At 64.8% G+C, this 22969-nt stretch carries 26 protein-coding genes; 6 read left to right on the forward strand and 20 right to left on the reverse strand.

Annotation, left to right across the window (positions count from 1 at the left end; translation table 11 throughout):
* Positions 1 to 108: 108 nt before the first annotated feature.
* From AB4Z51_RS14315 to AB4Z51_RS14340, 6 genes are all read right to left on the reverse strand, one after another.
* The gene (locus AB4Z51_RS14315; protein ID WP_441497585.1) at positions 109 to 693 is read right to left on the reverse strand and encodes a MerR family transcriptional regulator; all 585 of its coding nucleotides are present in this window, start codon (positions 691 to 693) and stop codon (positions 109 to 111) included.
* A gap of 24 nt (positions 694 to 717) precedes the next feature.
* The gene (locus AB4Z51_RS14320) at positions 718 to 1059 is read right to left on the reverse strand and encodes an integration host factor subunit alpha (protein WP_028152484.1); all 342 of its coding nucleotides are present in this window, start codon (positions 1057 to 1059) and stop codon (positions 718 to 720) included.
* Between the two features lie 134 nt (positions 1060 to 1193).
* Positions 1194 to 2174, reverse strand: a complete 981-nt coding sequence (locus AB4Z51_RS14325; protein WP_038957963.1) for a beta-ketoacyl-ACP synthase III — start codon at positions 2172 to 2174, stop codon at positions 1194 to 1196.
* Positions 2171 to 3232, reverse strand: a complete 1062-nt coding sequence (gene plsX / locus AB4Z51_RS14330) for a phosphate acyltransferase PlsX (RefSeq protein ID WP_063982863.1) — start codon at positions 3230 to 3232, stop codon at positions 2171 to 2173. The genes AB4Z51_RS14325 and plsX overlap by 4 nt, the downstream gene beginning before the upstream one ends.
* Before the next feature lie 298 nt (positions 3233 to 3530).
* Positions 3531 to 4100: a YceD family protein gene (locus AB4Z51_RS14335; RefSeq protein WP_135215689.1), complete on the reverse strand. Its 570-nt coding sequence runs from the start codon at positions 4098 to 4100 to the stop codon at positions 3531 to 3533.
* Complete coding sequence (locus tag AB4Z51_RS14340; protein WP_441497586.1) at positions 4097 to 4678, reverse strand: ubiquinol-cytochrome C chaperone family protein; 582 nt, start codon at positions 4676 to 4678, stop codon at positions 4097 to 4099. Before AB4Z51_RS14340 ends, AB4Z51_RS14335 begins: the two co-directional genes overlap by 4 nt.
* 98 nt (positions 4679 to 4776) lie before the next feature.
* Between AB4Z51_RS14340 and AB4Z51_RS14345 the strand changes: the two genes are divergently transcribed.
* A complete protein-coding gene (locus AB4Z51_RS14345; protein ID WP_028152489.1) occupies positions 4777 to 5262 on the forward strand; it encodes an outer membrane protein assembly factor BamE in 486 nt (161 codons plus the stop codon).
* 117 nt (positions 5263 to 5379) lie between these two features.
* On the forward strand, positions 5380 to 6381 hold the full coding sequence (locus AB4Z51_RS14350; RefSeq protein ID WP_039147814.1) for a Bug family tripartite tricarboxylate transporter substrate binding protein: 1002 nt from the start codon (positions 5380 to 5382) through the stop codon (positions 6379 to 6381).
* Between the two features lie 168 nt (positions 6382 to 6549).
* Here the strand turns inward: AB4Z51_RS14350 and AB4Z51_RS14355 are convergent, their stop codons facing one another.
* The 13 genes from AB4Z51_RS14355 to AB4Z51_RS14415 all read right to left on the reverse strand — a co-directional run bounded on the left by AB4Z51_RS14355 (position 6550) and on the right by AB4Z51_RS14415 (position 18117).
* Positions 6550 to 8670, reverse strand: coding sequence for a sodium-translocating pyrophosphatase (locus AB4Z51_RS14355; RefSeq protein WP_441497587.1), 2121 nt, complete (start codon positions 8668 to 8670; stop codon positions 6550 to 6552).
* A 283-nt stretch (positions 8671 to 8953) separates the two neighbouring features.
* Complete coding sequence (locus AB4Z51_RS14360; RefSeq protein WP_135215692.1) at positions 8954 to 9562, reverse strand: hypothetical protein; 609 nt, start codon at positions 9560 to 9562, stop codon at positions 8954 to 8956.
* Positions 9563 to 9683: 121 nt separating this feature from the next.
* Positions 9684 to 10682 (reverse strand): thiamine-phosphate kinase, encoded by a 999-nt coding sequence (gene thiL / locus AB4Z51_RS14365; RefSeq protein WP_441497588.1) that lies wholly within the window; start codon positions 10680 to 10682, stop codon positions 9684 to 9686.
* Between the two features lie 202 nt (positions 10683 to 10884).
* A complete protein-coding gene (nusB, locus tag AB4Z51_RS14370; protein ID WP_063982855.1) occupies positions 10885 to 11382 on the reverse strand; it encodes a transcription antitermination factor NusB in 498 nt (165 codons plus the stop codon).
* A 2-nt stretch (positions 11383 to 11384) separates the two neighbouring features.
* Positions 11385 to 11876 (reverse strand): 6,7-dimethyl-8-ribityllumazine synthase, encoded by a 492-nt coding sequence (gene ribH / locus AB4Z51_RS14375; RefSeq protein WP_135215694.1) that lies wholly within the window; start codon positions 11874 to 11876, stop codon positions 11385 to 11387.
* Between the two features lie 186 nt (positions 11877 to 12062).
* Complete coding sequence (locus AB4Z51_RS14380) at positions 12063 to 12671, reverse strand: riboflavin synthase (RefSeq protein WP_028152495.1); 609 nt, start codon at positions 12669 to 12671, stop codon at positions 12063 to 12065.
* Positions 12671 to 13819 (reverse strand): bifunctional diaminohydroxyphosphoribosylaminopyrimidine deaminase/5-amino-6-(5-phosphoribosylamino)uracil reductase RibD, encoded by a 1149-nt coding sequence (ribD, locus tag AB4Z51_RS14385; protein WP_135215695.1) that lies wholly within the window; start codon positions 13817 to 13819, stop codon positions 12671 to 12673. The genes AB4Z51_RS14380 and ribD overlap by 1 nt, the downstream gene beginning before the upstream one ends.
* Complete coding sequence (gene nrdR / locus AB4Z51_RS14390; RefSeq protein WP_007603426.1) at positions 13816 to 14298, reverse strand: transcriptional regulator NrdR; 483 nt, start codon at positions 14296 to 14298, stop codon at positions 13816 to 13818. The genes ribD and nrdR overlap by 4 nt, the downstream gene beginning before the upstream one ends.
* Positions 14299 to 14314: 16 nt before the next feature.
* The gene (gene glyA, locus AB4Z51_RS14395; protein WP_028152497.1) at positions 14315 to 15613 is read right to left on the reverse strand and encodes a serine hydroxymethyltransferase; all 1299 of its coding nucleotides are present in this window, start codon (positions 15611 to 15613) and stop codon (positions 14315 to 14317) included.
* A 259-nt stretch (positions 15614 to 15872) separates the two neighbouring features.
* Entirely contained in the window at positions 15873 to 16094 is a 222-nt protein-coding gene (locus tag AB4Z51_RS14400) for a hypothetical protein (RefSeq protein WP_008131709.1), read from the reverse strand.
* Between the two features lie 37 nt (positions 16095 to 16131).
* Positions 16132 to 16368: a hypothetical protein gene (locus AB4Z51_RS14405; protein WP_028152498.1), complete on the reverse strand. Its 237-nt coding sequence runs from the start codon at positions 16366 to 16368 to the stop codon at positions 16132 to 16134.
* 199 nt (positions 16369 to 16567) lie between these two features.
* Positions 16568 to 17086: a transcriptional regulator LdtR gene (ldtR, locus tag AB4Z51_RS14410; RefSeq protein ID WP_011087797.1), complete on the reverse strand. Its 519-nt coding sequence runs from the start codon at positions 17084 to 17086 to the stop codon at positions 16568 to 16570.
* Positions 17087 to 17613: 527 nt separating this feature from the next.
* Positions 17614 to 18117: a DUF6163 family protein gene (locus AB4Z51_RS14415; protein ID WP_028155097.1), complete on the reverse strand. Its 504-nt coding sequence runs from the start codon at positions 18115 to 18117 to the stop codon at positions 17614 to 17616.
* Positions 18118 to 18255: 138 nt separating this feature from the next.
* Here AB4Z51_RS14415 and hemB point away from each other — a divergent pair, with 138 nt between their 5' ends.
* The 4 genes from hemB to AB4Z51_RS14435 all read left to right on the forward strand — a co-directional run bounded on the left by hemB (position 18256) and on the right by AB4Z51_RS14435 (position 21631).
* Positions 18256 to 19317: a porphobilinogen synthase gene (gene hemB, locus AB4Z51_RS14420; RefSeq protein ID WP_063986325.1), complete on the forward strand. Its 1062-nt coding sequence runs from the start codon at positions 18256 to 18258 to the stop codon at positions 19315 to 19317.
* Positions 19318 to 19592: 275 nt separating this feature from the next.
* A complete protein-coding gene (locus tag AB4Z51_RS14425) occupies positions 19593 to 20132 on the forward strand; it encodes an RDD family protein (RefSeq protein WP_135215696.1) in 540 nt (179 codons plus the stop codon).
* Positions 20133 to 20262: 130 nt separating this feature from the next.
* Positions 20263 to 21039: an arginyltransferase gene (locus AB4Z51_RS14430; protein ID WP_014494765.1), complete on the forward strand. Its 777-nt coding sequence runs from the start codon at positions 20263 to 20265 to the stop codon at positions 21037 to 21039.
* A gap of 43 nt (positions 21040 to 21082) precedes the next feature.
* Positions 21083 to 21631, forward strand: a complete 549-nt coding sequence (locus tag AB4Z51_RS14435; protein WP_135215697.1) for a hypothetical protein — start codon at positions 21083 to 21085, stop codon at positions 21629 to 21631.
* Here the strand turns inward: AB4Z51_RS14435 and AB4Z51_RS14440 are convergent.
* Positions 21582 to 22934, reverse strand: coding sequence for an Nramp family divalent metal transporter (locus AB4Z51_RS14440; RefSeq protein ID WP_135215698.1), 1353 nt, complete (start codon positions 22932 to 22934; stop codon positions 21582 to 21584). The two genes, AB4Z51_RS14435 and AB4Z51_RS14440, sit on opposite strands and share 50 nt — an antisense overlap.
* Between the last annotated feature and the right edge of the window lie 35 nt (positions 22935 to 22969).

The raw sequence follows: 22969 nt of genomic DNA on the forward strand, positions 1-22969 counted from the left end.
CGTCGTTCCATTAGCTAGGATCGCCGCTTTGCGCAAGGCGAGGTCGCAGCATTTTGGCGTCCGCGCCCACAGCCCCCGGAACTGCCGGCAAAGCTCGCAAAAAGTCCCCTAGCCGTCCTTCAGCGCCTGATCCAGCATCTCCCGGCACGCGACGAGGTCAGCGAGCACCCGTCCGAGCCGCTCCCGGTCGATGGCGCTGGGCCCGGCAGGTGCGGCGGGAGTGCCGCCCTTGCGGAAGGTGGTGAGGATGTCCTCGTCGTCGACCTCCGTGAAGCGGAAGTCGATGCCTTCCTCCTCGTCGCCCTGGTAGTCGTCTTCGTCGGCATCCGTGACGCCCTTGATGGGCGCCTCGTCGTCATCGTCGGGCTCCATCAGGCTGGCGCCGATGGCGTCCTCGATGGCCCCGAACGAGACCGCGGCCGCGCCGTCGGCGAGGCCCTGCACCGACTTGACGCCGTGCTCCTTGAGGATCCGCTGCACCCCGCGGATGGTGTAGCCCTCCCCGTAGAGCAGGCGGCGGATGCCCTTGAGCAGATCGACGTCGTCGGGGCGGTAGTAGCGGCGGCCGCCGCTGCGCTTCATCGGCTYGATCTGGGAGAATCGGGTCTCCCAGAACCGCAGCACGTGCTGCGGAATGTCGAGTTCCTGCGCTACTTCGCTGATGGTTCGGAACGCATCCGGCGCCTTGTCCAAATGCCAAATCCTTCGCGCAGGCGGTTAAGCCTCGGGTTGAGCCTTGCTGGCGTCGCCATTGCCGCGATGCTGGGTGTTGATCCGCTGCTTCAGGATAGCCGACGGCTTGAACACCATGACGCGGCGCGGCGAGATCGGCACCTCGGTGCCGGTCTTCGGATTGCGGCCGATACGCTGACCCTTCTTGCGGACCATGAAGGAGCCGAAAGAGGACAATTTCACCGTCTCGCCCTTCTCCAGGCAGTCGGTGATCTCCTTCAGGACGAGTTCCACGAACGCAGACGATTCCGTGCGCGACAGGCCCACCTTCTGGTAGACGGCCTCGCAGAGATCAACACGCGTTACGGTTTTGCTTTGGTCGGTCATCGCCCTGCCCCACATCACGGCGAACAATTGTTGTCTGAAATTATGAGGTTACGATACGCCGGTCAACAGCGCTCATCAATGCAGGCGCATCGATAATCGCGGCTAATTCCGGCAAAATTTTATCGAATGTGGCGCTACCAGCGCACCAGCGCGGAGCCCCAGGTGAAGCCGCCGCCCATCGCCTCCAGCAGAACCATGTCGCCGCGCTTGATGCGGCCGTCCTTGCGCGCCACCGACAGCGCCAGCGGGATCGAGGCCGCCGAGGTGTTGCCGTGGCGGTCCACCGTCAGCACCACCTTCTCCGGCGCGATGTGGAGCTTGTGGGCGGAGGCGTCGATGATTCGCTTGTTGGCCTGGTGCGGCACAAACCAGTCGATGCTGTCGGCATTGAGCCCGGTGGTCTGGAAGGCGTCGACGATCACGTCGGTGATCATGCCGACCGCGTGCTTGAAGACCTCGCGGCCCTCCATGCGCAGATGGCCGACGGTCTGGGTCGAGGACGGACCGCCGTCGACGAACAGCTTTGCCTTGTGGCGGCCGTCGGAGCGCAGGTGAGTGGTCACGACGCCGCGGTCGGTCGCGGCATTGCCCGGCTGCTCCTGTGCCTCCAGCACCACCGCGCCGGCACCGTCGCCGAACAGCACGCAGGTGCCGCGATCATTCCAGTCGAGGATGCGCGAGAAGGTCTCGGCGCCGATCACCAGCGCGCGCTTGAAGGCGCCGGTGCGCAGGAAATTGTCGGCGGTGGCGAGCGCGAACACGAAGCCCGAGCACACCGCCTGGAGATCGAACGCCGCGCCATGGTTGATGCCGAGCGCGTGTTGCACCGCGACCGCGGTTGCGGGGAAGGTGTTGTCAGGCGTCGAGGTCGCAAGCACGATCAGCTCGATCGACTGCGCGTCCACGCCGGCGTCGCTGAGCGCAGCCTGCGCCGCCTTGATCGCCAGATGCGAGGTGAACTCGCCCTCGGCCGCGATATGCCGCTCGCGAATGCCGGTGCGCTGCACGATCCATTCGTCGGACGTGTCGATGCGCGCCGCCAGCTGGGCGTTGGTCACCACCTGCTCCGGCAAATAAGAGCCGCAGCCCAGCACGACCGAACGAATTTGAGTCACGAAACAGCCTCCTGCGCGGTCTGCACGGAACTAAGTGCACCACCCTCGCGGTTGAGCATCTGATTGATCTTGTTCAGGAGATCGTAGTGAGCCATCTCATARCCAACATCGATCGCATAGGCAAAGCCTTCGGAGCTGATTCCACCATGGCTCTTGACCACGATCCCGTTCAATCCAAGGAACACGCCGCCGTTGGACTTGTTCGGGTCCATCTTGTCCCGCAGGGCCTTGAAGGCGCTGCGCGCCAAGAGGTAGCCGAGCTTGGACAGCCAGCTCCGCTGCATCTCGTTGCGGAGTAATTCCGCCATCTGCCGTGCGGTTCCCTCGGCGGCCTTGAGCGCGATATTGCCGCTGAAGCCTTCGGTGACGATGACGTCGGCCAGCCCTTTGCCGATACCATCCCCCTCGACGAAGCCGAGATAATCGAGCTCCGGCAGGTTCACCGCACGCAGCCTGTCCCCGGCCTCGCGGATCTCCTCGTGCCCCTTGATCTCCTCGGTCCCGATATTGAGCAGGCCGACCGTGGGCCGGGGCTTGTCGAACAGGACGCTCGCCATCGCGGCGCCCATGACGGCGAGCGACACCAGATGGTGTGCGTCGCCACCGATGGCGGCACCGAGGTCGAGCACGACCGATTCGCCGCGCTTGGTCGGCCATACCCCGGCAATCGCCGGGCGGTCGATGCCCGGCAGCGTGCGCAGGTGGAAGCGCGACATCGCCATCAGCGCGCCGGTATTCCCGGCGGAGATCACGACATCCGCCTCGCCCTTCTTCACCGCGTCGATGGCGAGCCACATCGAGGATGTCTTGCGGCCGCGCCGCAGTGCCTGGCTCGGCTTATCATGCATGGCGACGGCGACGTCGGTATGGATGATCTTCGAAGCGGCCTTGAGGGCGGGATGCTTCTCGAGCTCGGGCTCGATCTTGGCGCGGTCCCCGACCAGCAGGAATTCGATCTCGCGATGCCTGTGAAGCGAGATGGCGGCGCCTGGAATGACCACGGCGGCGCCGACGTCGCCCCCCATGGCGTCAAGCGCGATGCGAACCTTGCTTGGCATAAAAGTCCTGGAAACCTGGTCTGGTGCGGTCTTGAACGAGCGGTGCCGCAAAATGGGTCCGCCATGGACATGGCGACCGGTCAGGCGCCACGCGGCGCCCGGACCGGGGCGCGACAATAGCGTTTTGTTATCCCGAAACAACCTCTTGCCCCCAGCCTTTTGCATTCGGGGCGACCCGCGGGCGGCGGCGAAAATTCACAATAAGCGCATTGAAATCAAACAGATATAAGCTCCTTTCAAAGCATCCGGACAGGCATCTCACGCTCCCCGCAAAGCGATCCCCACCGGGAATGCCCAGCTATTTGCCTTTCTTCTTGTCCTGGAGCGCCTTCAGCGCCGCGAACGGATGGTCCTCGGGGTCCAGCGCGGTGACCTCGGCCTCGAACTTGACGCCCGGCTTGCGCGGATAGGGATCGACCGCCAGGAACAGGGCATCGGTGGCAATCCGGCCGAGATCGATGATGCCGTTCACGATTGCCTCCGGCGGATCGATCACCTCCGGCGGCTCCGCGTCGTCCTGCCCCTCCTCGATCAGGTCGGCCATCTTCCGAACCTCGGCTTCCGGGGCAAACACCAGGTCGACGTCTTCCTCGATCTCGCTCTCGATCGGATCGAGGGTGACGACGCAGGTCTGGCCGATCCGGGCGCGGACGTGCCCCGTAACCTGGATCCGGCCGCCGCTCTTGGGGACGACCTCGAAAGCAGCCTGGGCGGAGAGCACCTCCCGCAAGCCGCCGACCTCGGCGATGGCCTGCAGTTCGGCGACTGAAGCCTCGAGCTTGCGGTGCAGGCCGGTGTCGGGGATCTGCGCGACGATGACGGGGGACCGCCAGGGATCGGGTCTGGATTCGGCGTTCGGTCGGCTCATCGGGTGATGTCCTCAGTGAGCGCTGGGGGATACTTGAAGGATGCGCACAGCAGCGTGGCCTCGTCGGTCCGGCCGAGATCGGCCTCGGTGGCCCGGGCGTAGGCCGCGAGCCGCCGCGCCTGGTCCATGCCGGTCCCATTCAGGATATTCTTGCAGATGGCGGCTRCCAGCGCCTCGCCGCCGCCTTCGATGGCCTGGTCATAGGCCTGGACGCGGCCGTAAAACGCCTCGCCGAAGGCCCGCATCCGCTTCGGCACGGTCTGGTCGCCTATCCCCATCTCGCGCAGATTGTCGTCCATATCCTCGCAGAAACGGTCGAACAGCGCCTGCGACAGCTCCGTGGCGCCTTGGCCCTGGTTGGCGCCTTGGTTGACGCTCTGGACCGTGCGCAGGCGTCGCAGCAGCAGCCAGAGATGCAGCAGCAACAGATCGAAACGCCCGTTAACCGTATCGGGCACGCCCAAGTCGCGGTAAAATATGGGTTCTCGCGCCTGCGTCACGATCATGCCATAGATGGCTTCAATGGTGCCGCGCGGGGCTTGCCGGGGTTTCCTGAAGTGATTGAACGGCCAAACCATTGTGGGTTCCGCAAGCGGGCGTGCGCGTGTTGCAATTGCAGTCTCCGCCCGGTACTTCAGCGCCTCGCGCGACGCAAGGGGACGGAATCAGTTCCACGATGACGATAACGAACCAGACCAGCCTGCGCGCCAACAAGCCGCGCGGCCTTCATGCACGCTGGCGCGGTTTGCGCATGCTCGCGGCCGTCGCCCTGGTCGGCGCCGCCCTTGCCGGCTGCACCGGCGAGCAGTTCCAGAAGGGTTACATCCTGCCGCCCGGCGCGCTGGAGCAGATTCCGATCGGCGCGAGCCAGGACCAGGTGCTGATCGTGATGGGCACCCCCTCCACGGTCGCAACCCTCGACGGCGAGGTGTTTTACTACATCTCGCAGCGCTCGGAGCGGATGGTCGCCTTCATGAACCAGAAGGTGGTCGACCAGCGCGTCATCGCGGTCTATTTCGACAAGAATCGGCGCGTGCGCCGGCTGGCGAATTACGGCCTTCAGGACGGCAAGATCTTCGACTTCATCAGCCGGACCACGGCGACGTCGGGTCAGGAGATGAACTACCTCACGCCGCTGTTCAAGCTGCTCAGCTTTAACTGAGTCTTCAGCCTGCGGCGTCGTGCCGCCCTCCGCGCGGCACTTGCCGTCGCGTGCGGCTTGCCGTTGCGCGCCCGGTTCCATACGCTCCCTGCAAAACAAGAAGCAGGGAGTGGATTCGTGCCCAAGACTTTGTTGTCCCGCCGTCGCGTGCTCGCCGGTGCTGCCGGCCTCTCGGCCGCAGCGATCCTGCCGCGATCGAGCCTGGCGGACTGGAAGCCCACTGAAAACGTCCGCATCATCGTGCCGGCCGCGGCCGGCGGCTCGACCGACGTCATGGGCCGGCTGCTGGCCGCGCATCTGCAGACCGCCTGGGGCCAGTCGGCGGTCGTGGAGAACCGCTCCGGCGGCGGCGGTACGATCGGCACGGCCGAGGCCGTCCGCGCCAAGCCTGACGGCCACACCATCCTGATCGGCAACCCCGGGCCGAACGCGATCGCCTACAGCATCTTCAAGAACCTCACCTACAAGCCGGACCAGCTCCAGCCGGTCTCCAACATGATCCGGATCCCGAACATCGTCTCAGCGCATCCGAAGACCGGCATCAAGTCGGTCGCCGAGCTGATCGCATATCTGAAGACCAACCCGGACAAGCTCAGCTACGCCTCGTCCGGCGTCGGCCAGAGCCCTCACCTCACCGGCGCCTGGTTTCTCCAGCTCACCGGACTGAAGATGACGCACATCCCGTTCCGCGGCGCGGGCCCCGCGCTCCAGGCCGCGCTGGCCGGCGACATCCAGATCCTGTTCGACAATCTCTATCCGAGCCTGCCGCAGGTGCAGAACGGCACCCTCACCGGCCTCTGCGTCACCACGACCGACCGTAGCGACCTCGCGCCGAACCTGCCGACCATGCGCGAGAGCGCGCCGGAGCTGGCCAATTTCGACGTGTCGTCGTGGTTCTCGGTGTTCCTGCCGAAGGGTGTGCAGCCCGCCGTGCTGGAAGCGCTCAATCTTCAAGTCAAGGCGATGCTGGAGCGCGACGACATCAAGAAGAACATCGCCGCCATGGGCGCCCGCGCCGACTACGGCACGCCGCAGCAGTTCGCCGACTTCGTGGACGCCGAGACGAAGAAGTTCGCCGGCATCATCCAGAAGGAAGGCCTGCAGATGGACGTGCAGTAGGCACCACATCCGTCATTGCGAGCGCAGCGAAGCAATCCAGACTTTCGCCGCGGGAAGATTCTGGATTGCTTCGCTACGCTCGCAATGACGTGGTGAGAGCCTCCAGCCCATCAAACAAAAACCCCGCGGCTCGCGCCGCGGGGTTTTGTCGTGTGTCGCTTGCGCCGTTCAGTGCGCGAGGATCGCCAGCAGCAGCAAGGCCACGATGTTGGTGATCTTGATCATCGGGTTCACGGCCGGTCCCGCCGTGTCCTTGTAGGGATCGCCGACGGTGTCGCCGGTCACCGCCGACTTGTGGGCATCACTGCCCTTGCCGCCGAAGTGACCGTCCTCGATGTACTTCTTGGCGTTGTCCCAGGCGCCGCCGCCCGAGGTCATGGAGATCGCGACGAACAGGCCCGTCACGATCACGCCGAGCAACATCGCGCCCACCGCGGAGAACGCAGCCGACTTGCCGGCCGGGCCGCCACCCGCGATCGCATAGATCACGAAGTAGACGAAGATCGGCGACAGCACCGGCAGCAGCGAGGGGATGATCATCTCCTTGATCGCCGCTTTGGTCAGCAGGTCGACCGCCTTGCCGTAATCCGGCTTGTCGGTGCCCTGCATGATGCCCGGCTTTTCGCGGAACTGCCGGCGCACCTCCTCGACGATCGCGCTTGCCGCGCGACCGACCGCAGTCATGCCCATCGCGCCGAACAGATACGGCAAGAGGCCGCCGAACAGCAGGCCGACAACCACGTAGGGGTTGTTGAGCGAGAAGTCCGGATTGACGCCGGCGAAGTACGGATGGTGCGCGGAGTCCGCAACGAAGAACTTGAGGTCCTGGTTGTAGGCCGCGAACAGCACGAGGGCACCGAGACCGGCGGAACCGATCGCGTAGCCCTTCGTCACCGCCTTGGTGGTGTTGCCGACCGCATCGAGCGCGTCGGTCGACTTGCGCACCTCCTTCGGCAGGCCCGCCATCTCGGCGATGCCGCCGGCGTTGTCGGTGACCGGGCCGAAGGCGTCGAGGGCGACGACCATGCCGGCCAGCGCCAGCATGGTGGCCGTCGCGATCGCGATGCCGAACAGGCCCGCCAGGCTGTAGGTGACCAGGATGCCGGCGATGATGACGATCGCGGGCAGCGCGGTCGCTTCCATCGAGACGGCGAGACCCTGGATCACGTTGGTGCCGTGACCGGTCACCGACGCGTGGGCGATCGACTTCACCGGCCGATAGTCGGTGCCGGTGTAGTATTCGGTGATCCAGATGATCAGCGCGGTGACGACGAGGCCGACGATGCCGCATTGGAACAGCGACATGCCGGTGTAGTCGACGCCGTCGAGCTTGCCGAAGCCGATCAGATAGTAGATCACGCCAGCGATTCCGATCAGCGACAGGATGCCGGTTGCGATCAGGCCCTTGTAGAGGGCGCCCATGATCGACTGGCTCGGCCCGAGCTTCACGAAGAAGGTGCCGATGATCGAGGTGATGATGCAGATGCCGCCGATGGCGAGCGGCAGCGTCATCATGTTCATGAGGATCGGCGTCTTGGCGAAGAAAATCGCCGCGAGCACCATGGTGGCGACCGCAGTCACCGCATAGGTCTCGAACAGGTCGGCGGCCATGCCGGCGCAGTCGCCGACGTTGTCACCGACGTTGTCGGCGATGGTGGCCGGGTTGCGCGGATCGTCCTCGGGGATGCCGGCCTCGACCTTGCCGACGAGGTCGCCGCCGACGTCCGCACCCTTGGTGAAGATGCCGCCGCCGAGACGGGCGAAGATCGAGATCAGCGAGGCACCGAAGCCGAGCGCCACCAGGGCGTCGACCACGAGACGGCTATCAGGCGCCAGTTTCAGCGAGTGCACCAGGAAGCCGAAATAGAGGGTCACGCCGAGCAGCGCGAGACCCGCCACCAGCATGCCCGTGATGGCGCCTGCCTTGAAGGCGAGCTCGAGGCCGCCGGCAAGCGACGTGGTCGCTGCCTGGGCGGTGCGCACATTGGCGCGAACCGAGACGTTCATGCCGATGAAGCCGGCCGCCCCCGACAGGACGGCGCCGATCAAGAAGCCGATGCCGACGTAGAGACCAAGGAAATAGACAAGCAGGACGAAGATGACGACGCCGACAATACCGATCGTCGTATACTGGCGCCGCAGATACGCCTGCGCGCCTTCAGCGACTGCGCCTGCAATTTCCTGCATGCGCGGTGACCCCGCATCCGCACTCAACACCGAAGACGTCGCCCAGATCGCGTAGACGATGGAAAGCACTCCGCAGAGCACTATCAACCATAATGCTGTCATGTGATTTTTGCCTCAGATCCTTGATGTACGTACCCCCGGCGCCTTTTGTTTTTCCGTCATGCGGTGGGCGCCCTTATGTTGAACAGGGCCGCCCCTTGCACGAAGGTGTGGCCCTGGTCGGTCACAAGCTTRCCAAAATCAAATTGAGGGTGCAACGCCGGATGAGGTCGAAAAAGCCGATCTCGGCAAGTATTTAGGCCAATTCTGGTGCGTTTGACCGACGGCTTGACGCAACTCCGCGAGGCGCCTCTCCGAAACCGGCGAGGCTTGGCCGCGGCCACGCCTATGCGGCCGACCTCACGGGATGGCGAGACGCTGCCGCCAGTTCCAAGGTCTGCCCGTCGGCTGTCGTGCGTCGGTTGAAGATCTTGACGTCGTAGACGCTGCCATTGGGGCCAGCCTCCAGCGTCACCGAAACGGCCTGCTCGGGCTTGAGGACGCCGAGCGGCACATCCTGGTCGGGCAGGATGAGCGTCGCCTGCTCATTGACCAACACCACGACAAGATGGCCTTTCGCCATGTTGGCCTTCGACAACCCGCGCAACTGGCCGTGATAAGGCTCCCGGGTCCAGGCCGATGGCAGGCCGGGATCGACCACGACATGGATGTTGTTAGTCCCGGGATGCAAGGTGAGCACCATCTTCGACTGATCCGGCTTCCATTGCATGGACATCGACGGCATGGTTTTCCAGAGACAATTGAACGCGGCGCACTCGTCCGGCAGATTGTCGTGGATCGTGCAACCCCGGCCGGGCTTGCAATGCGAGCACCATTTGCCAGCGGCCTTGCCGAGCTCGACCACGTTGTAGACCTTGCAACAGAGCGTGCAGCTTCCGCACTCCCTCCCGGGAACAATCTGCGCCTCGTTCAAACCCGCAACGGCCGCCGTCATCGAATCAAATCCATTGGCTGCATTCGCACCAACGGTTCGGATACATCTACTTGCTTTCGTCGGGGTTGCGGCAAGCGGCGACCGGCAAATCCGGACAGATCGGGCTTGAGGCGAGTCGAATTCAGAAGTGGCTGTAGGACAGGCGCTTCAAGGTCAGTTCCTGACCCTGCCCGTCCAGGAAGCGCGGCTGCTCGCGGCCCGCGACGATCGTGCCGATTGCTGTGACGGCCACGCCTGCCGCCCGCCCCGCGGAGATCAGCGCATCGCTCTCGGCTGGTGGTACCGTGCACAGCACCTCGTAATCGTCGCCGCCGGCAAGCAGCGTCTCAACGCAAATAGCGTTGCGCGCGATCAGGCCGGCCGCAGCAGCCGAGAGCGGCACGTTCGCGACGTCAACCGTGGCCGAGACGCGCGACGCTGCACAGAGTTTCGCCAGATCGCCGGCGAGCCCGTCGGAGACATCCATCGCGGCCGTCGCGTGGTCACGCACGGCCTGCGCCAGCACATTGCGCGGCTGCGGCACGCGATAGCGTGAGACCAGCACCTCCTTCGCTTGCGGTTCGGACGCGAGCGCCCCGGCCGCGGCGCCGCCTGTGAGCACGTCGAGGCCGAGCGCGGCGTCGCCGATCGTTCCCGTTACCAGGATGCGGTCGCCCGGCCGCGCGCCGGTACGGCCGACCATCCGTCCCTTCGGCACGCGGCCAAAGGCGGTGATCGAGATCATCTGCGGCCCCGGCGTCGACACCGTGTCGCCGCCAAGCAGCGGGCACGCGAAAGCCCTGCTGTCCTCGCCGAGCGCATCGGCGAACGGCCTGAGCCAGGCATCCTCCTTGCTGCGCAGCGCCAGCGTCAGCACGAAGCCGGCGGGCGCCGCGCCCTTGGCGGCGAGATCCGACAGGTTCACCCGCAGCGCCTTGCGCGCGATGGTGTCGGGCGGATCGGTGGCGAGATAATGCACGCCTTCGACGACGGCGTCGGTGGTGACGACGATGTCGTCGCCGGACGAGGACAGCACCGCGGCATCATCGACCAGCCCGAACGCGCCGGGGTCAGTCGCCAGCGGCTTGAAATAGCGCGCGATGAGGGAGTCTTCGGCGGAGGGGTTTTGAGAGTCTGCCATCGGCCTTAGCCACACCCAATGCTGTCATCGCCCGGCAAAAGCGCGAAGCGTGTCTTCAAAGAAGACACCGGGCGATCCAGTATTCCAGAGACGGTCGTGTCAAATCGATAGGCCGCGGCGTACTGGATCACCCGCCTTCGCGGGTGATGGCAGCGGAGTATGGGGCAGCCGCATCGCATCTCTTCACCGCCCTCGTGGATAACTACCCCCGCCCGAACTCGTCGCCGCGGAACTGGCGGCCGATCTGGTCGAGCACGGCGTTGACCATGCCGGTCTCCTCGCGGTCGACGAATGCATTCGCAACGTCGACATATTCTGACACGACGACGCGGCCCGGCACGTCCTTGCGATGCTGGAGCTCATAGGCCCCTGCCCGCAGCACCGCGCGCAGGATGGCCTCGATCCGCTTCAGCGGCCAGCCCTTCGACAGCGCCTCGTCGATCAGGGGATCGAGCATCTTCTGGTCGCGCACGACGCCGGAGACCACGTCGCGAAAGAAGGCCGCTTCGGCCGGCAGGTAAGTATCGCCCTCGACCTCGTTGCCGAGCCAGTGGCTCTCGAACTCCGCAAAGATGTCGTTGATGCCGGCGCCGGCGATGTCCATCTGATACAGGGCCTGGACGGCCGCGAGCCGCGCCGCACCGCGCCGGTTCGCTTTCTTCTCGGTGCCGGCCGGCGGCTTTTTGCTGTGATCGGCCATGATCAAGCCCGCGCCAGCCGGCGCTTGATGCGCAGCATCGCAAGCGCGGCGCGCGCGGCATCGCCGCCCTTGTTGAGCTCGCTGGCGCGCGCCCGCGCCCAGGCCTGCGCCTCGGTGTTAACGGTAAGGATGCCGTTGCCCAGCGGCAGCTTTCGCAAAACCGCAAGATCCATCAGCGCGCGCGAGGATTCCTGCGAGACGATCTCGAAATGGATGGTGTCGCCACGGATCACGCAGCCGAGCGCGATCACCGCGTCATAGGGCTTGCCGTTCGCCGCCGCGGCATCGATCGCGATGGCGACCGCCGCCGGGATTTCCAGCGCGCCGGGAACCGTGATGACGTCATGCGTCAGACCGGCCGCCTTCAGCTCGGTCACCGCGCCGTCCAGAAGCGCATCCTGGAGATCGTCATAGAACCGCGCCTCGACAATCAGCGCGCGTGCGCCGGAAATGTCGGTCTGGTTCTTCAGGGGTGCGCGTCGCGCGTCTGCCATCGTCTAAATCCGTTCTACAGAGGTCGGCGCTATGTAGTCGCCGGACGCATGTAAGCCAAGTTCAAAAGACACTGTCATTCCGGGGGCGATGCGAAGCATCAAGCCCGGAATCTCGAGATTCCCCGGCGCGCAATTGCGCACCTGTGGTCTGGTCCTTCGGACCATCCCGGAATGACGGCTCAGCCGTCACTTCATTTCCGTCAGCCGCGCGGCATAGCGGGCCATCAGGTCGACCTCGATATTGACCTCGGCGCCCGCTTTCCAGCCGCCGATCGTCGTGACCGTCAGCGTATGCGGGATGATCAGCACCGAAAAGGTCACGTCTCTCACCGTATTGACCGTCAGGGACACGCCGTCGAGCGTGATCGAGCCCTTGGTGGCGATGAAGCGCGCGAGCTCCCGCGTGGTCGAGAGCTCGAACCGCGCCATATCAGGCAGGTCCTCGCGACTGACGAGGGTGGCGACACCGTCGGCGTGGCCGGCGACGATATGGCCGCCGAGCTCGTCGCCTATCTTGAGCGCGCGCTCGAGATTGAGCCTCGTGCCGACCTTCCAGTGCCTTGCAGTCGTCAGCGCCAGCGTCTCGGCGGCGGCATCGACGTCGAACCAGGTTCTGCCGCCTTCGACGCCGGAAGCAACCACCGTCAGGCAGACGCCGTTGCAGGCGATCGAGGCGCCGTCGGCGATGGTGGTCTGATCGTAGCGGCAAGCGATGCGCAGCCTGTGCAACTGGCCCTGCGCTGTCGGCGTAAAGCCGACGATCTCGCCGATATCGGTGACAATGCCAGTGAACATTACGCGCGCTCGTAGATGGTGAGAGTATCCTTGCCGAATGTCTCGCTAGCATGAACCTTATAGGCCTGCGACTGCGTGATTTTCGACAGGGGCAATGCATCGAGCGCATCGACGCCGCCCGGGCCGACCCCTTCCGCTCCGCGGAACAGCCAGATCTCGTCGGCGAGGTCGGCCGCGACGAAGGACGCCGCGACACGGCTGCCGCCCTCGACCATCAGCCGCGTGATGCCTTTCTCCGCCAGCACATGCAGCACGGCCGAAAGATCAAGCCCGGAAGCGTTTCCTGGTGGTACGCGGATGATCTGAGCGCCGGCCGCTCCGAGCCGCGTGGCGGCGGCGGCTTCCGCAAGCTCGGAGCCGATCACCCAGAGCGGCGTCTCCCGCGCGGAACGACCAAGCTGGCTCGCGGCCGAAATGCGCAGATTCTGGTCGAGCACGACGCGTATGGGAGAACGCGCTTCCATGCCCGGCAGGCGACAGTTGAGCTGCGGATCATCCGCCAGCACCGTGCCGATGCCGACCAGGATGGCGTCGCTCTGTGCGCGGAGCAGATGCACGCGATTGCGCACGGCCTCGCCCGTGATCGCAAGCGGCTTGCCGCCAGCCGCACCGATCTTGCCGTCAGGCGAGACCGCGAGCTTCAGGATCACATGCGGGCGCTTGTCACGGATTCGGCGAAAATGCCCGGCGTGGTCGAACGCGGCCTCTGCCGCGCACAGACCCACCTCCACCGCGATGCCGGCCGCGCGCAAGCGCGCATGACCCTGGCCCGCGACTTCCGGATTGGGATCCTCGATCGCCGCGACCACCCGCGTGATGCCGGCGGCGATCACCGCGTCTGCGCAAGGCGGCGACTTGCCGAAATGCGAGCACGGCTCCAGCGTGACATAGAGGGTGGCGCCTCGCGCGGCCTCGCCGGCCCGCCGCAGCGCTTCGGGCTCGCCATGCGGTCGCCCGCCTGGCTGCGTCCAGCCGCGGCCGATGATGACCCCGTCTTTCACGATGACAGCGCCCACGGCAGGATTGGGCCAGGTGCGCCCCTGCCCGCGCTTGCCGAGCGCCAGCGCCAGCTGCATGAAGCGGCGATCAGCGTCCTTGGACTCGCGGGCCTTCTGCGCGAACTGATCCTCCAGGATCCGGAAGATCATTTGCGGATCGCGGCGAGCCGCGCTTCCTCCTCACCGGAGAGCTCGCCGAGCACGTCGGCGAAATCCTTGGCCTCGCGGAAATTGCGATAGACCGAGGCAAAGCGCACATAGGCGACGTCGTCGAGCGTGCGCAGATGCTCCATCACGGTCTCACCGATCACCTCGGAGGAGATCTCGGCCTCGCCGCCGGTCTCGAGTTCGCGGACGATGGTGGAGACCATCTTCTCGACCCGCTCCGGCTCGACCTGCCGCTTGCGCAAGGAGATCGACACCGAGCGCATCAGCTTGTCGCGGTCGAACGGCACGCGGCGGCCGTTGCGCTTGATCACCGTGAGCTCGCGCAACTGCACGCGCTCGAAGGTGGTGAAGCGGAAATTGCAGGCGACACACACGCGCCGCCTGCGGATCACGGAAGAATCCTCGGTCGGACGCGAGTCCTTTACCTGCGTATCGAGACTGTTGCAGTTCGGGCAGCGCATCCGTTTACCCTAGACCTTACTGATAGATCGGGAACCGATCGGTGAGCGCCTTGACCCGTTCCTTGATCGCGGCTTCGACCAGCGGCGCCTTGCCGTCGTCGGACTGCGCGATCGCGTTGAGGACCTCGGCGATCATGCCGCCGACCTGCTGGAACTCGGCGACGCCGAAACCACGGGTCGTCGCCGCCGGGGTGCCGAGACGCAGGCCCGAGGTGACGAAGGGCTTTTCGGGGTCGAACGGAATGCCGTTCTTGTTGCAGGTGATGGCGGCGCGGACCAGCGCCTTCTCCGAGACGTTGCCCTTCAGGCCCTTCGGCCTGAGGTCGACCAGCATCAGATGGTTATCGGTGCCGCCGGAGACAATATCGAACCCGTGGCTCTTCATCGCCTCGGCCAGCGCCTTGGCGTTCTCGACGACGTTCTTCGCATAGATCTTGAAGTCCGGACGCAGCGCCTCGCCGAAGGCGACCGCCTTCGCCGCGATCACATGCATCAGGGGGCCACCCTGCAGGCCCGGGAAGATCGCCGAGTTGAGCTTCTTGGCGAGCGCCTCGTCGTTCGAGAGGATCAGGCCGCCGCGCGGACCGCGCAGCGACTTGTGCGTGGTGGTGGTGGTGACGTGGGCATACGGCACGGGCGAGGCATGCACGCCGCCGGCGACGAGACCGGCGAAGTGCGCCATGTCGACCAGGAGGTACGCGCCGACGCTGTCCGCGATCTCGCGAAAACGCTTGAAGTCCCAGGCGCGCGAATAGGCCGAGCCGCCGGCGACGATCAGCTTGGGCTTGACCTCTTCGGCCTGCTTGGCGACCGCGTCCATGTCGATGATCTGGTCCTCGCGGCGCACGGTGTAGTGCGCCGCTTTGAACCACTTGCCGCTCATGTTGACGGGCGAGCCGTGTGTGAGATGGCCACCGGCCGCGAGGTCGAGGCCCATGAAGGTATCGCCGGGCTGCAGCAGCGCCAGAAACACCGCCTGGTTCATCTGGCTGCCGGAGTTCGGCTGCACATTGGCGAAGTTGGCGCCGAACAGCTTCTTGGCGCGATCAATCGCGAGGTTCTCGGCGACGTCGACCCACTCACAACCGCCATAGTAGCGCGCGCCCGGATAACCCTCTGCGTACTTGTTGGTCATCACCGAACCCTGCGCTTCCAGCACGGCACGGCTGACGATGTTCTCGGAGGCGATCAGCTCGACCTCATGGCGCTGCCGGCCGAGCTCGCCCTTGATGGCGGCGGCGATTTCCGGGTCGGCCTGGTCGAGCGAGGCGGTGAAAAACGAGTCGGGCGCGGAGGCGGTTCTGGCTGAGGTCATCTTGCGAATATCTCCACCGCCGCAGCCTTTTGGCGGGCTACGGGCGGTCTGGTGTGGCGATCGGAAGCGGCGAGCGCGATCTACCACATCACCCGCCCCCGGCCAAGTATTTGCGGGTCGAGAGCGAGAATTATGCCAGATATGGTGGGGATTGAAGGATCCGGGCGAGAGGACGGCTGCTTGAACCGTCCGCCCCGGTCAGTCCTGAAGGGTCCGATTTGGACCTTAAAATCCGTGCCGATGCGGGCCGGACCTGCCCCTACAGCCCGGTATACCCCGCCTTCACGGGATCGACGCTGCCGTCGAGCTGGCGCAGATAGGTCAGTCCGCACACCGTCAACCTGTGGGTGTCCTTCTCGCCGGCTTCCATCAACGTATTGAGGTAGTTCGTGACCTTGGCCCGTGCCTCCGCGCTCGCCGCGGACGTGCGGTTCGCGAGCAGGTCATAAGTCTGCATGATCCGGTCGATGGCAGCTTCCATATCACCCTCTGGTTCTGTCGAATTTTGGGAGTTTTGATCAGGCAACCGCGCGGGCCCCGGACTGGGCCTCGAACCGGCCAATGGCCTTGTTGGCGAGCCTGATCTTGTTCAATTCGCCGTGCTGGAGCAGCTTGATGATGATCTCGAGCAGGCTTTCGTTGGTGACCAGCGTGTCGGGAATCGCGCCGGAGCGGCGGAGGTAGTTGGCTGCGATGGCATAGGCGTCGCTCACGAGTTCGACGTTCATTGCCTGAAGCCCGCGCTCGACCAGCATCGCATCCTCCGATCCGCAGTAACAACTGCGGTGCGGGGAACTGGTTCCGCCTGGCCGGCAATTATTTCGCAGTCGCGAAACGACAAAACGCACCGGTCCGGGGCAGAGCCGGGCCGGCGCGCTTGGGGAGGTCAGGCACGTTCGGGAGGCTTGCCGGTCTTGTTATGGGCCGGCTTGGCCAAGTCCCGTCGCAAAGAACTCAGAGACGATACAGGATCTGGTCGGTCCAGAACCGCTCGAGGCGGTGCAGCGACTTGTTGAGGGTCGAGAACTCCTCGCCCGAGATGCCGCCGACCTGCTCCACCGTCTTGACGTGCTTCTGGTAGAGGGAGTCGACGATGCGGCGGACTTCCTGGCCCTGCGGGGTCAGGCGGATGCGCACCGAGCGGCGATCGACGCGCGAGCGCTGATGATCGAGGAAGCCGAGCTCGACGAGCTTCTTCAGATTGTAGGAGACGTTGGAGCCGAGATAGTAACCGCGCGTGCGCAGCTCGCCCGCGGTCAGCTCCTTGTCGCCGATGTTGTAGAGCAGGAGCGCCTGGACCGAGTTGATGTCCGCACGGCCGCGGCGATCGAATTCATCCTTGATGACGTCGAGGAGCCGGCGATGCAGCCGCTCCACCAGAGTCAAAGCTTCCAGATAGAGCGACTGCACCGAACCCTGCTGGCCGGAGACGCGCTCTGCGGTATCTGCCGCAGTTGCGACGGCTTTCATCATGACACTTCCCCTGTTGTCGTTTTTATCGACACTCATTCGACGAAACTTTTGCTCCGTCTGATAGGTGCAACTTAAGGGGGGCGTTTGAAGATCGGCTTAAATAAGAGAATAAAGAGATCATGAATTTAAGACAGTGAATTGCGGATTAAGCCTGTGTCACAAGGGCTTTTCGCAACCGTCTGTTGACCCTCGCAAGGTCCTGTTCACCCTCCGTCCGCCACCTCTGTCGCATTCCAGTACAGGGCCGCCCCGTTTCGAAACGGGCGCGTAAGAGCTGTGGCGGAACGCACGGAGTCAATGAAAAGTTACCTCGAATTTTAGGCAACCAACGGTCAACCAAGCCACGACTTTGGAAATGCCGCTCTCGTGTCCCGGACAAGCGCAGCGAAGCGGAGCGCAGAGCCGGGACCCAGAAGCCGCAAACGAGATCGTGGAGAGCTGGGCCCCGGCTCAGCAGCGCATCACTGCGTGCTGCGCTGCGTCCGGGGCACGAGAGAGTGTGAGTGTGCGTTGAAATCGCAAGCGCGCTACGGCGGCCGCTCGCGCGCGGCCATCCAGGCGAGCGCGAGATAGGCGGCGAGCATGAAGGCTTCGACACCGACGACGATCAGGCTGCCGCCGTAGATGCCCGGGAACATCAGTTCGATCACCGCCATCGACACCACGGTCGTCAGCCACACCACCGCGCCCCAGGGCGTCGCAAGCCAGAGGCCGACCGCGGCAACGAGCTCGATCACGGCGAAATAGACCGTGGCGGCCTGCCAGGCCATCGACTGGTTCTCGAACGCCTCGTCCTCACCGCCGACGAAGCCGGTGACCTGGGCCCAGTGATAGAGGCCCTTCAGAATCGACAGCAGCGCCATCACGCGCAGGAACAGCACGAGCCGGCGCGTCCAGACATTGTCGTCGGACTCGGGGCGCTCCGACGAGATCGCCGCCACCGACATCGCGTTGTCTCTGGCGTTGTCTCTGGCGGCGTCCCTGGCACTGGCGCCGTCGCGGGCCGCATCGCGGGTGGAGATTTCGGACATGGTCCCCTTCTGGCTGCTTCGCCCCGCAAAATCAATCGGCTGCCCGATTGACCTCAATTTTGCCTTGCGGCAGGTCAAGCCGCGGTGACGGGAACCATGCGAGCTGGTATAAGAATAATTCCAGCCGGAGGAAGAATGATGGCGATCAAATACGGACGTCCGATCGAATTGCGCGAGGTTTCGCGCCGGGATGGCGCCAGTGCCTCCCCTGCCCTCGATCTGGCCGTCCGCCCGCGCCGCAACCGCAAGGCCGAATGGGCCCGGCGCATGGTGCGCGAGAACGTGCTGACCACCGACGATCTGATCTGGCCGCTGTTCCTGATCGACGGCAACAACAAGCGCGAGCAGATCGCCTCGATGCCGGGCGTCGACCGCCTCAGCGTCGACCAGGCCGTGCGCGAGGCCGAGCGCGCCATGAAGCTCACCATCCCCTGCCTCGCGCTGTTTCCCTACACCGACCCGTCCCTGCGCGACGAGGAAGGCTCCGAGGCGACCAATCCGAACAACCTGGTCTGCCAGGCGGTGCGCGCGATCAAGAAGGAGTTTCCTGACATCGGCATCCTCTGCGACGTCGCGCTCGATCCCTTCACCAGCCACGGCCATGACGGCCTGATCTCCGACGGCAAGATTTTGAACGACGAGACGGTCGCGGTGCTGGTGCGTCAGGCGCTGGTCCAGGCCGAAGCCGGCTGCGACATCATCGCGCCCTCCGACATGATGGACGGCCGCGTCGCCGCGATCCGCGAGGGGCTGGACCGCTCTGGCCTGCTCGACGTGCAGATCATGGCCTATGCGGCCAAATACGCCTCCGCCTTCTACGGCCCGTTCCGCGACGCCATCGGTTCGGCCAAGACGCTGACCGGCGACAAGCGCACCTACCAGATGGACAGCGCCAACACCGACGAGGCGCTGCGCGAGGTCGATCTCGACATCTCCGAGGGCGCCGACATGGTGATGGTGAAGCCCGGCATGCCCTATCTCGACGTGGTCCGGCGCGTGAAGGACACCTTTGCGATGCCGACCTTCGCCTACCAGGTCTCCGGCGAATACGCGATGATCGCAGCCGCCGCCAACAATGGCTGGCTCGACGGCGAGCGCGCAATGATGGAGAGCCTGTTGGCGTTCAAGCGTGCCGGCGCCGACGGCGTGCTCAGCTATTTTGCGCCGAAGGTGGCGGAGAAGCTGCGGAGCCAAACGTAAGGTATCGCGGGGTGGGCCAAGCGGCTTGTCCGCCGTAGCTCGAAGAGCGAAGGCGGAAGCGTGCCCACCATGCCAGCTAGCGATCGCGGAACGATGGTGGGCACGGCGCTAACGCGCCTTTGCCCACCCTACGACGCCTTCCCTGAACGACAGCGGTAACAGCCCCGCCCCCGAATTGCCGGAATATTTCGGCTTGTTGACGCCCGCACGCCCTTGGCACGGGGATGACTTGCTCCCATGTCCTGCCACGGGAGTTTCCCTTGGGAGAACGGACTATGTCGTATTCGGACTCGCGCAATGCCTGGCGCAATGACGGCGCCATGCAACCGCACGCCTTCGATCCCTATCTGCACCCGGAATTGTTCCGTGGCGTGGCAACGCGGCGGGCGTTCGCGTTCCTGATCGACATGGTCGTGATCTCCGTTCCCGTGATCCTCGGCTACATCTTCATCGCGCTGTTCGGCATCGTCACGCTCGGCATCGGCTGGGCGCTGTTCTGGCTGGCCTGGCCGGCCTCCGTTGTTTGGGCGATCGTCTATTACGGTGCCTGCATCGGCGGTCCGTCGTCCGCGACGATCGGCATGCGCCTGATGGATCTGGAGTTGCGCACCTGGTACGGCGCGCCCGGCTATTTCGTGCTCGGCGCCACCCATGCCGTGCTGTTCTGGGTGACGGTCTCGTTCCTGACACCTTTCGTGGTGCTGGTTGGGCTGTTCAACGGCCGCCGGCGCCTGCTGCATGATGTCGTGCTGGGAACGGTCGTGATCAACAATTCCGTCCGCGCGCCTGTGCCGCAGGCGGCAAGGACCTACTGAGAGCCTGATGATCAAGAACCTATCAACCAGGACCGACTAAACTGACTGATCTGACCTGCCGAGTAGACCGATTGACCGGGGGCCTTCGTAGCGCGATGTTAATGCCCACTTTGGAGGCCCACGACGTCCCTTGACCCAGCACTCGCGCGACACCCCCCAATTTTACCTCACGGCGCCCTCTCCCTGCCCGTATCTGCCGGGCCGGCATGAGCGCAAGGTGTTTACGCACCTCGTGGGGGAGCGCGCAGGTGACCTCAACGACCTCCTGACCCATGGCGGGTTCCGCCGCAGCCAGTCGATCGCCTACCGGCCGGCCTGTGACCAGTGCCGCGCCTGCGTCTCCGTCCGGGTGGTCGCCAACGAATTCCGCCCCTCCCGGAACTTCCGCAAGGTGATCGCGCGCAACGCCGACATCATCGGCGAGCAGCGCAGTGCGGTGCCGACCTCCGAGCAATATTCGGTGTTCCGCGCCTATCTCGACTCCCGCCACCGCCATGGCGGCATGGCCGACATGACCGTGCTCGACTACGCCATGATGGTCGAGGACAGCCATGTCGAGACCCGCATCATCGAGTACCGCAAGCGCGGCCCCGACAGCGGCATCACCGGCCGCGGTGAGGAGCTGATCGCGGTGGCGCTGACCGATGTGCTCAGCGACGGCCTGTCGATGGTCTATTCGTTCTTCGAGCCGAGCCAGGTCAGCCGGTCGATGGGCACCTTCATGATCCTCGACCATATCGCACGGGCGCGACGTCAGGGCCTGCCCTACGTCTACCTCGGCTACTGGATCGAAGGCTCCAAGAAGATGGACTACAAGGCCCGCTTCCTGCCGCAGCAGCGCCTCGCGCCGTCAGGCTGGCTGCGCATCGATGCGCAAGGTGACGCGACGTCAGAGCCGCAGGATTAAGGGAGCGGTGGTTCGACGTCCCGCGGCGAGAATAGGCCCGTGCTTGCGGTCTGCAATTTCCGTCCTGTTCGCACTGTCGTTGATCATCCCGTCGAGCATCGACGCCCATGCCTGTGACGCCGGCCACAAGGACTATTTTGGCCGCTGTATCGCGGTGACACCTCTGCCCCCGAAGCTTCGCGCGTTCCTCAAGGACTACGGCCAGCCGATCGGCAAGGCTGGCGAGGTCGCTGATCTCTTCGCGCCAGACCTTCCCTTGTTCGACAAGCCCGAGCCTGGCCGCAAAATCATTCACACGTGGCGGCGCCCGAACGCCAACGTCGAATCCGAAGCCCGGATCGAGGACGTTCTTCCCGACTTCTATGTCGTGACAGTGAGCGTGTACGAAGGCCCGACATCATGCGGGATCGAGGAGTTCAAGCAGAAGGGACCGAAGACGCTGCGGGGTTACGGTCCCGAAGACCAGCCCGCAAGGACTGCCCTCGCTCTGGAAGTTCAAGCATATGAGTGGACTCTGCTAGCGGCCATAACCGCAAGCGCACTCACCCGAACAGCGTATCCACCAGCAACTTCACGTTCAAAATCACGATGATGCCCGCGACGATCCACGCGATCGCGGCGACGTATGGCGGTATCGCGAACTTGCCCATCTTGCGCCGATCCGAGACGAAGCGGACCAGCGGGATCACGGCGAAGGGCAACTGCATCGACAGCACGACCTGGCTGAACACCAGGAGATCCGCCGTGCCGCGCTCGCCATAGATCGCGGTGACGACGATCACCGGCACGATAGCGATGCCGCGCGTCAGCAATCGCCGCGCCCAGCTCGGCAGGCGCAGGTCGAGAAAGCCCTCCATCACGATCTGGCCGGCGAGCGTCGCCGTCACCGTCGAGTTCAGGCCCGAGGCGAGCAGCGCAATCGCAAACAGCGTCGAGGCGATACCGAGGCCGAGCAGCGGCGACAACAGCTCGAAGGCCTGGCCGATTTCGGCGACGTCGGAATGGCCGCTCTTGTGGAAGGTCGCGGCTGCCACGACAAGGATCGCTGCATTGATGAACAGTGCCAGCATCAGGGCGATGGTCGAGTCCGTCGTCGCCCATTTGATCGCCTCGCGCCGGCCGGTGTCGTTGCGCTCATAGGCGCGCGTCTGCACGATCGAGGAGTGCAGATAGAGATTATGCGGCATCACGGTTGCGCCGATGATGCCGATCCCGATGTAGAGCATTTCCGGGTTGGTGAAGATTTCGGTCTTCGGCATAAAGCCGTGCAGGACTTCCGCCATCGGCGGCGCGGCGGCCACGATCTGGACCAGGAAGCAGACCGCGATCACGACAAGCATCGCGATGACGAACGCTTCGAGGAAGCGAAAGCCGCGGTTCATCAGGAGCAGCAGCAGGAACGCATCGAGCGCAGCAAGCAGCGCGCCGCCGATCAGGGGAATGCCGAACAGCAGTTTGAGCGCGATCGCTGTGCCGATGACCTCGGCGAGATCGCAGGCGATGATCGCCGCCTCGCAGGCGAGCCAGAGCAGGAAGTTCACCGCCGGCGAATAGGTCGCGCGGCAGGCCTGCGCGAGGTCGCGGTCGGTGACGATGCCGAGCCGCGCCGCCAGCGACTGGAGCAGGATCGCCATCAAATTCGAGAGCAGGATGACCGAAAGCAGCGTGTAGCCGAACTTCGACCCTCCGGCGAGGTCGGTCGCCCAGTTGCCGGGGTCCATGTAGCCGACCGAGACCAGATAGCCGGGGCCGACAAAGGCGAGGAATCGCCGCCACCACACCCCCGCCGTGGGGATGGCAATCGTGGCGTTCACCTCGGCGAGGCTCTTGGTAGCAGGCGCATCAGTGCGCCAGCCGGCGGCATCTTGGGTCAAATCGGGGGAGCGGGCATCCATATCAGCACAATACCGAAGTCGAAGCTTATTGCAAC

Source organism: Bradyrhizobium sp. 2TAF36, from assembly GCF_052114925.1.
Lineage (GTDB): Bacteria > Pseudomonadota > Alphaproteobacteria > Rhizobiales > Xanthobacteraceae > Bradyrhizobium > Bradyrhizobium barranii.

Bases quoted from the DNA above. Each gene is read 5' to 3' on its own strand.
- AB4Z51_RS14320 (WP_028152484.1), bottom strand. From the start codon at position 1,059: ATGACCGACCAAAGCAAAACCGTAACGCGTGTTGATCTCTGCGAGGCC.
- AB4Z51_RS14335 (WP_135215689.1), bottom strand. From the start codon at position 4,100: ATGAGCCGACCGAACGCCGAATCCAGACCCGATCCCTGGCGGTCCCCC.
- AB4Z51_RS14345 (WP_028152489.1), top strand. From the start codon at position 4,777: ATGACGATAACGAACCAGACCAGCCTGCGCGCCAACAAGCCGCGCGGC.
- AB4Z51_RS14355 (WP_441497587.1), bottom strand. From the start codon at position 8,670: ATGACAGCATTATGGTTGATAGTGCTCTGCGGAGTGCTTTCCATCGTC.
- AB4Z51_RS14360 (WP_135215692.1), bottom strand. From the start codon at position 9,562: ATGACGGCGGCCGTTGCGGGTTTGAACGAGGCGCAGATTGTTCCCGGG.
- thiL (WP_441497588.1), bottom strand. From the start codon at position 10,682: ATGGCAGACTCTCAAAACCCCTCCGCCGAAGACTCCCTCATCGCGCGC.
- nusB (WP_063982855.1), bottom strand. From the start codon at position 11,382: ATGGCCGATCACAGCAAAAAGCCGCCGGCCGGCACCGAGAAGAAAGCG.
- ribH (WP_135215694.1), bottom strand. From the start codon at position 11,876: ATGGCAGACGCGCGACGCGCACCCCTGAAGAACCAGACCGACATTTCC.
- AB4Z51_RS14380 (WP_028152495.1), bottom strand. From the start codon at position 12,671: ATGTTCACTGGCATTGTCACCGATATCGGCGAGATCGTCGGCTTTACG.
- ribD (WP_135215695.1), bottom strand. From the start codon at position 13,819: ATGATCTTCCGGATCCTGGAGGATCAGTTCGCGCAGAAGGCCCGCGAG.
- nrdR (WP_007603426.1), bottom strand. From the start codon at position 14,298: ATGCGCTGCCCGAACTGCAACAGTCTCGATACGCAGGTAAAGGACTCG.
- glyA (WP_028152497.1), bottom strand. From the start codon at position 15,613: ATGACCTCAGCCAGAACCGCCTCCGCGCCCGACTCGTTTTTCACCGCC.
- AB4Z51_RS14400 (WP_008131709.1), bottom strand. From the start codon at position 16,094: ATGGAAGCTGCCATCGACCGGATCATGCAGACTTATGACCTGCTCGCG.
- AB4Z51_RS14405 (WP_028152498.1), bottom strand. From the start codon at position 16,368: ATGCTGGTCGAGCGCGGGCTTCAGGCAATGAACGTCGAACTCGTGAGC.
- ldtR (WP_011087797.1), bottom strand. From the start codon at position 17,086: ATGATGAAAGCCGTCGCAACTGCGGCAGATACCGCAGAGCGCGTCTCC.
- AB4Z51_RS14415 (WP_028155097.1), bottom strand. From the start codon at position 18,117: ATGTCCGAAATCTCCACCCGCGATGCGGCCCGCGACGGCGCCAGTGCC.
- hemB (WP_063986325.1), top strand. From the start codon at position 18,256: ATGGCGATCAAATACGGACGTCCGATCGAATTGCGCGAGGTTTCGCGC.
- AB4Z51_RS14425 (WP_135215696.1), top strand. From the start codon at position 19,593: ATGTCGTATTCGGACTCGCGCAATGCCTGGCGCAATGACGGCGCCATG.
- AB4Z51_RS14440 (WP_135215698.1), bottom strand. From the start codon at position 22,934: ATGGATGCCCGCTCCCCCGATTTGACCCAAGATGCCGCCGGCTGGCGC.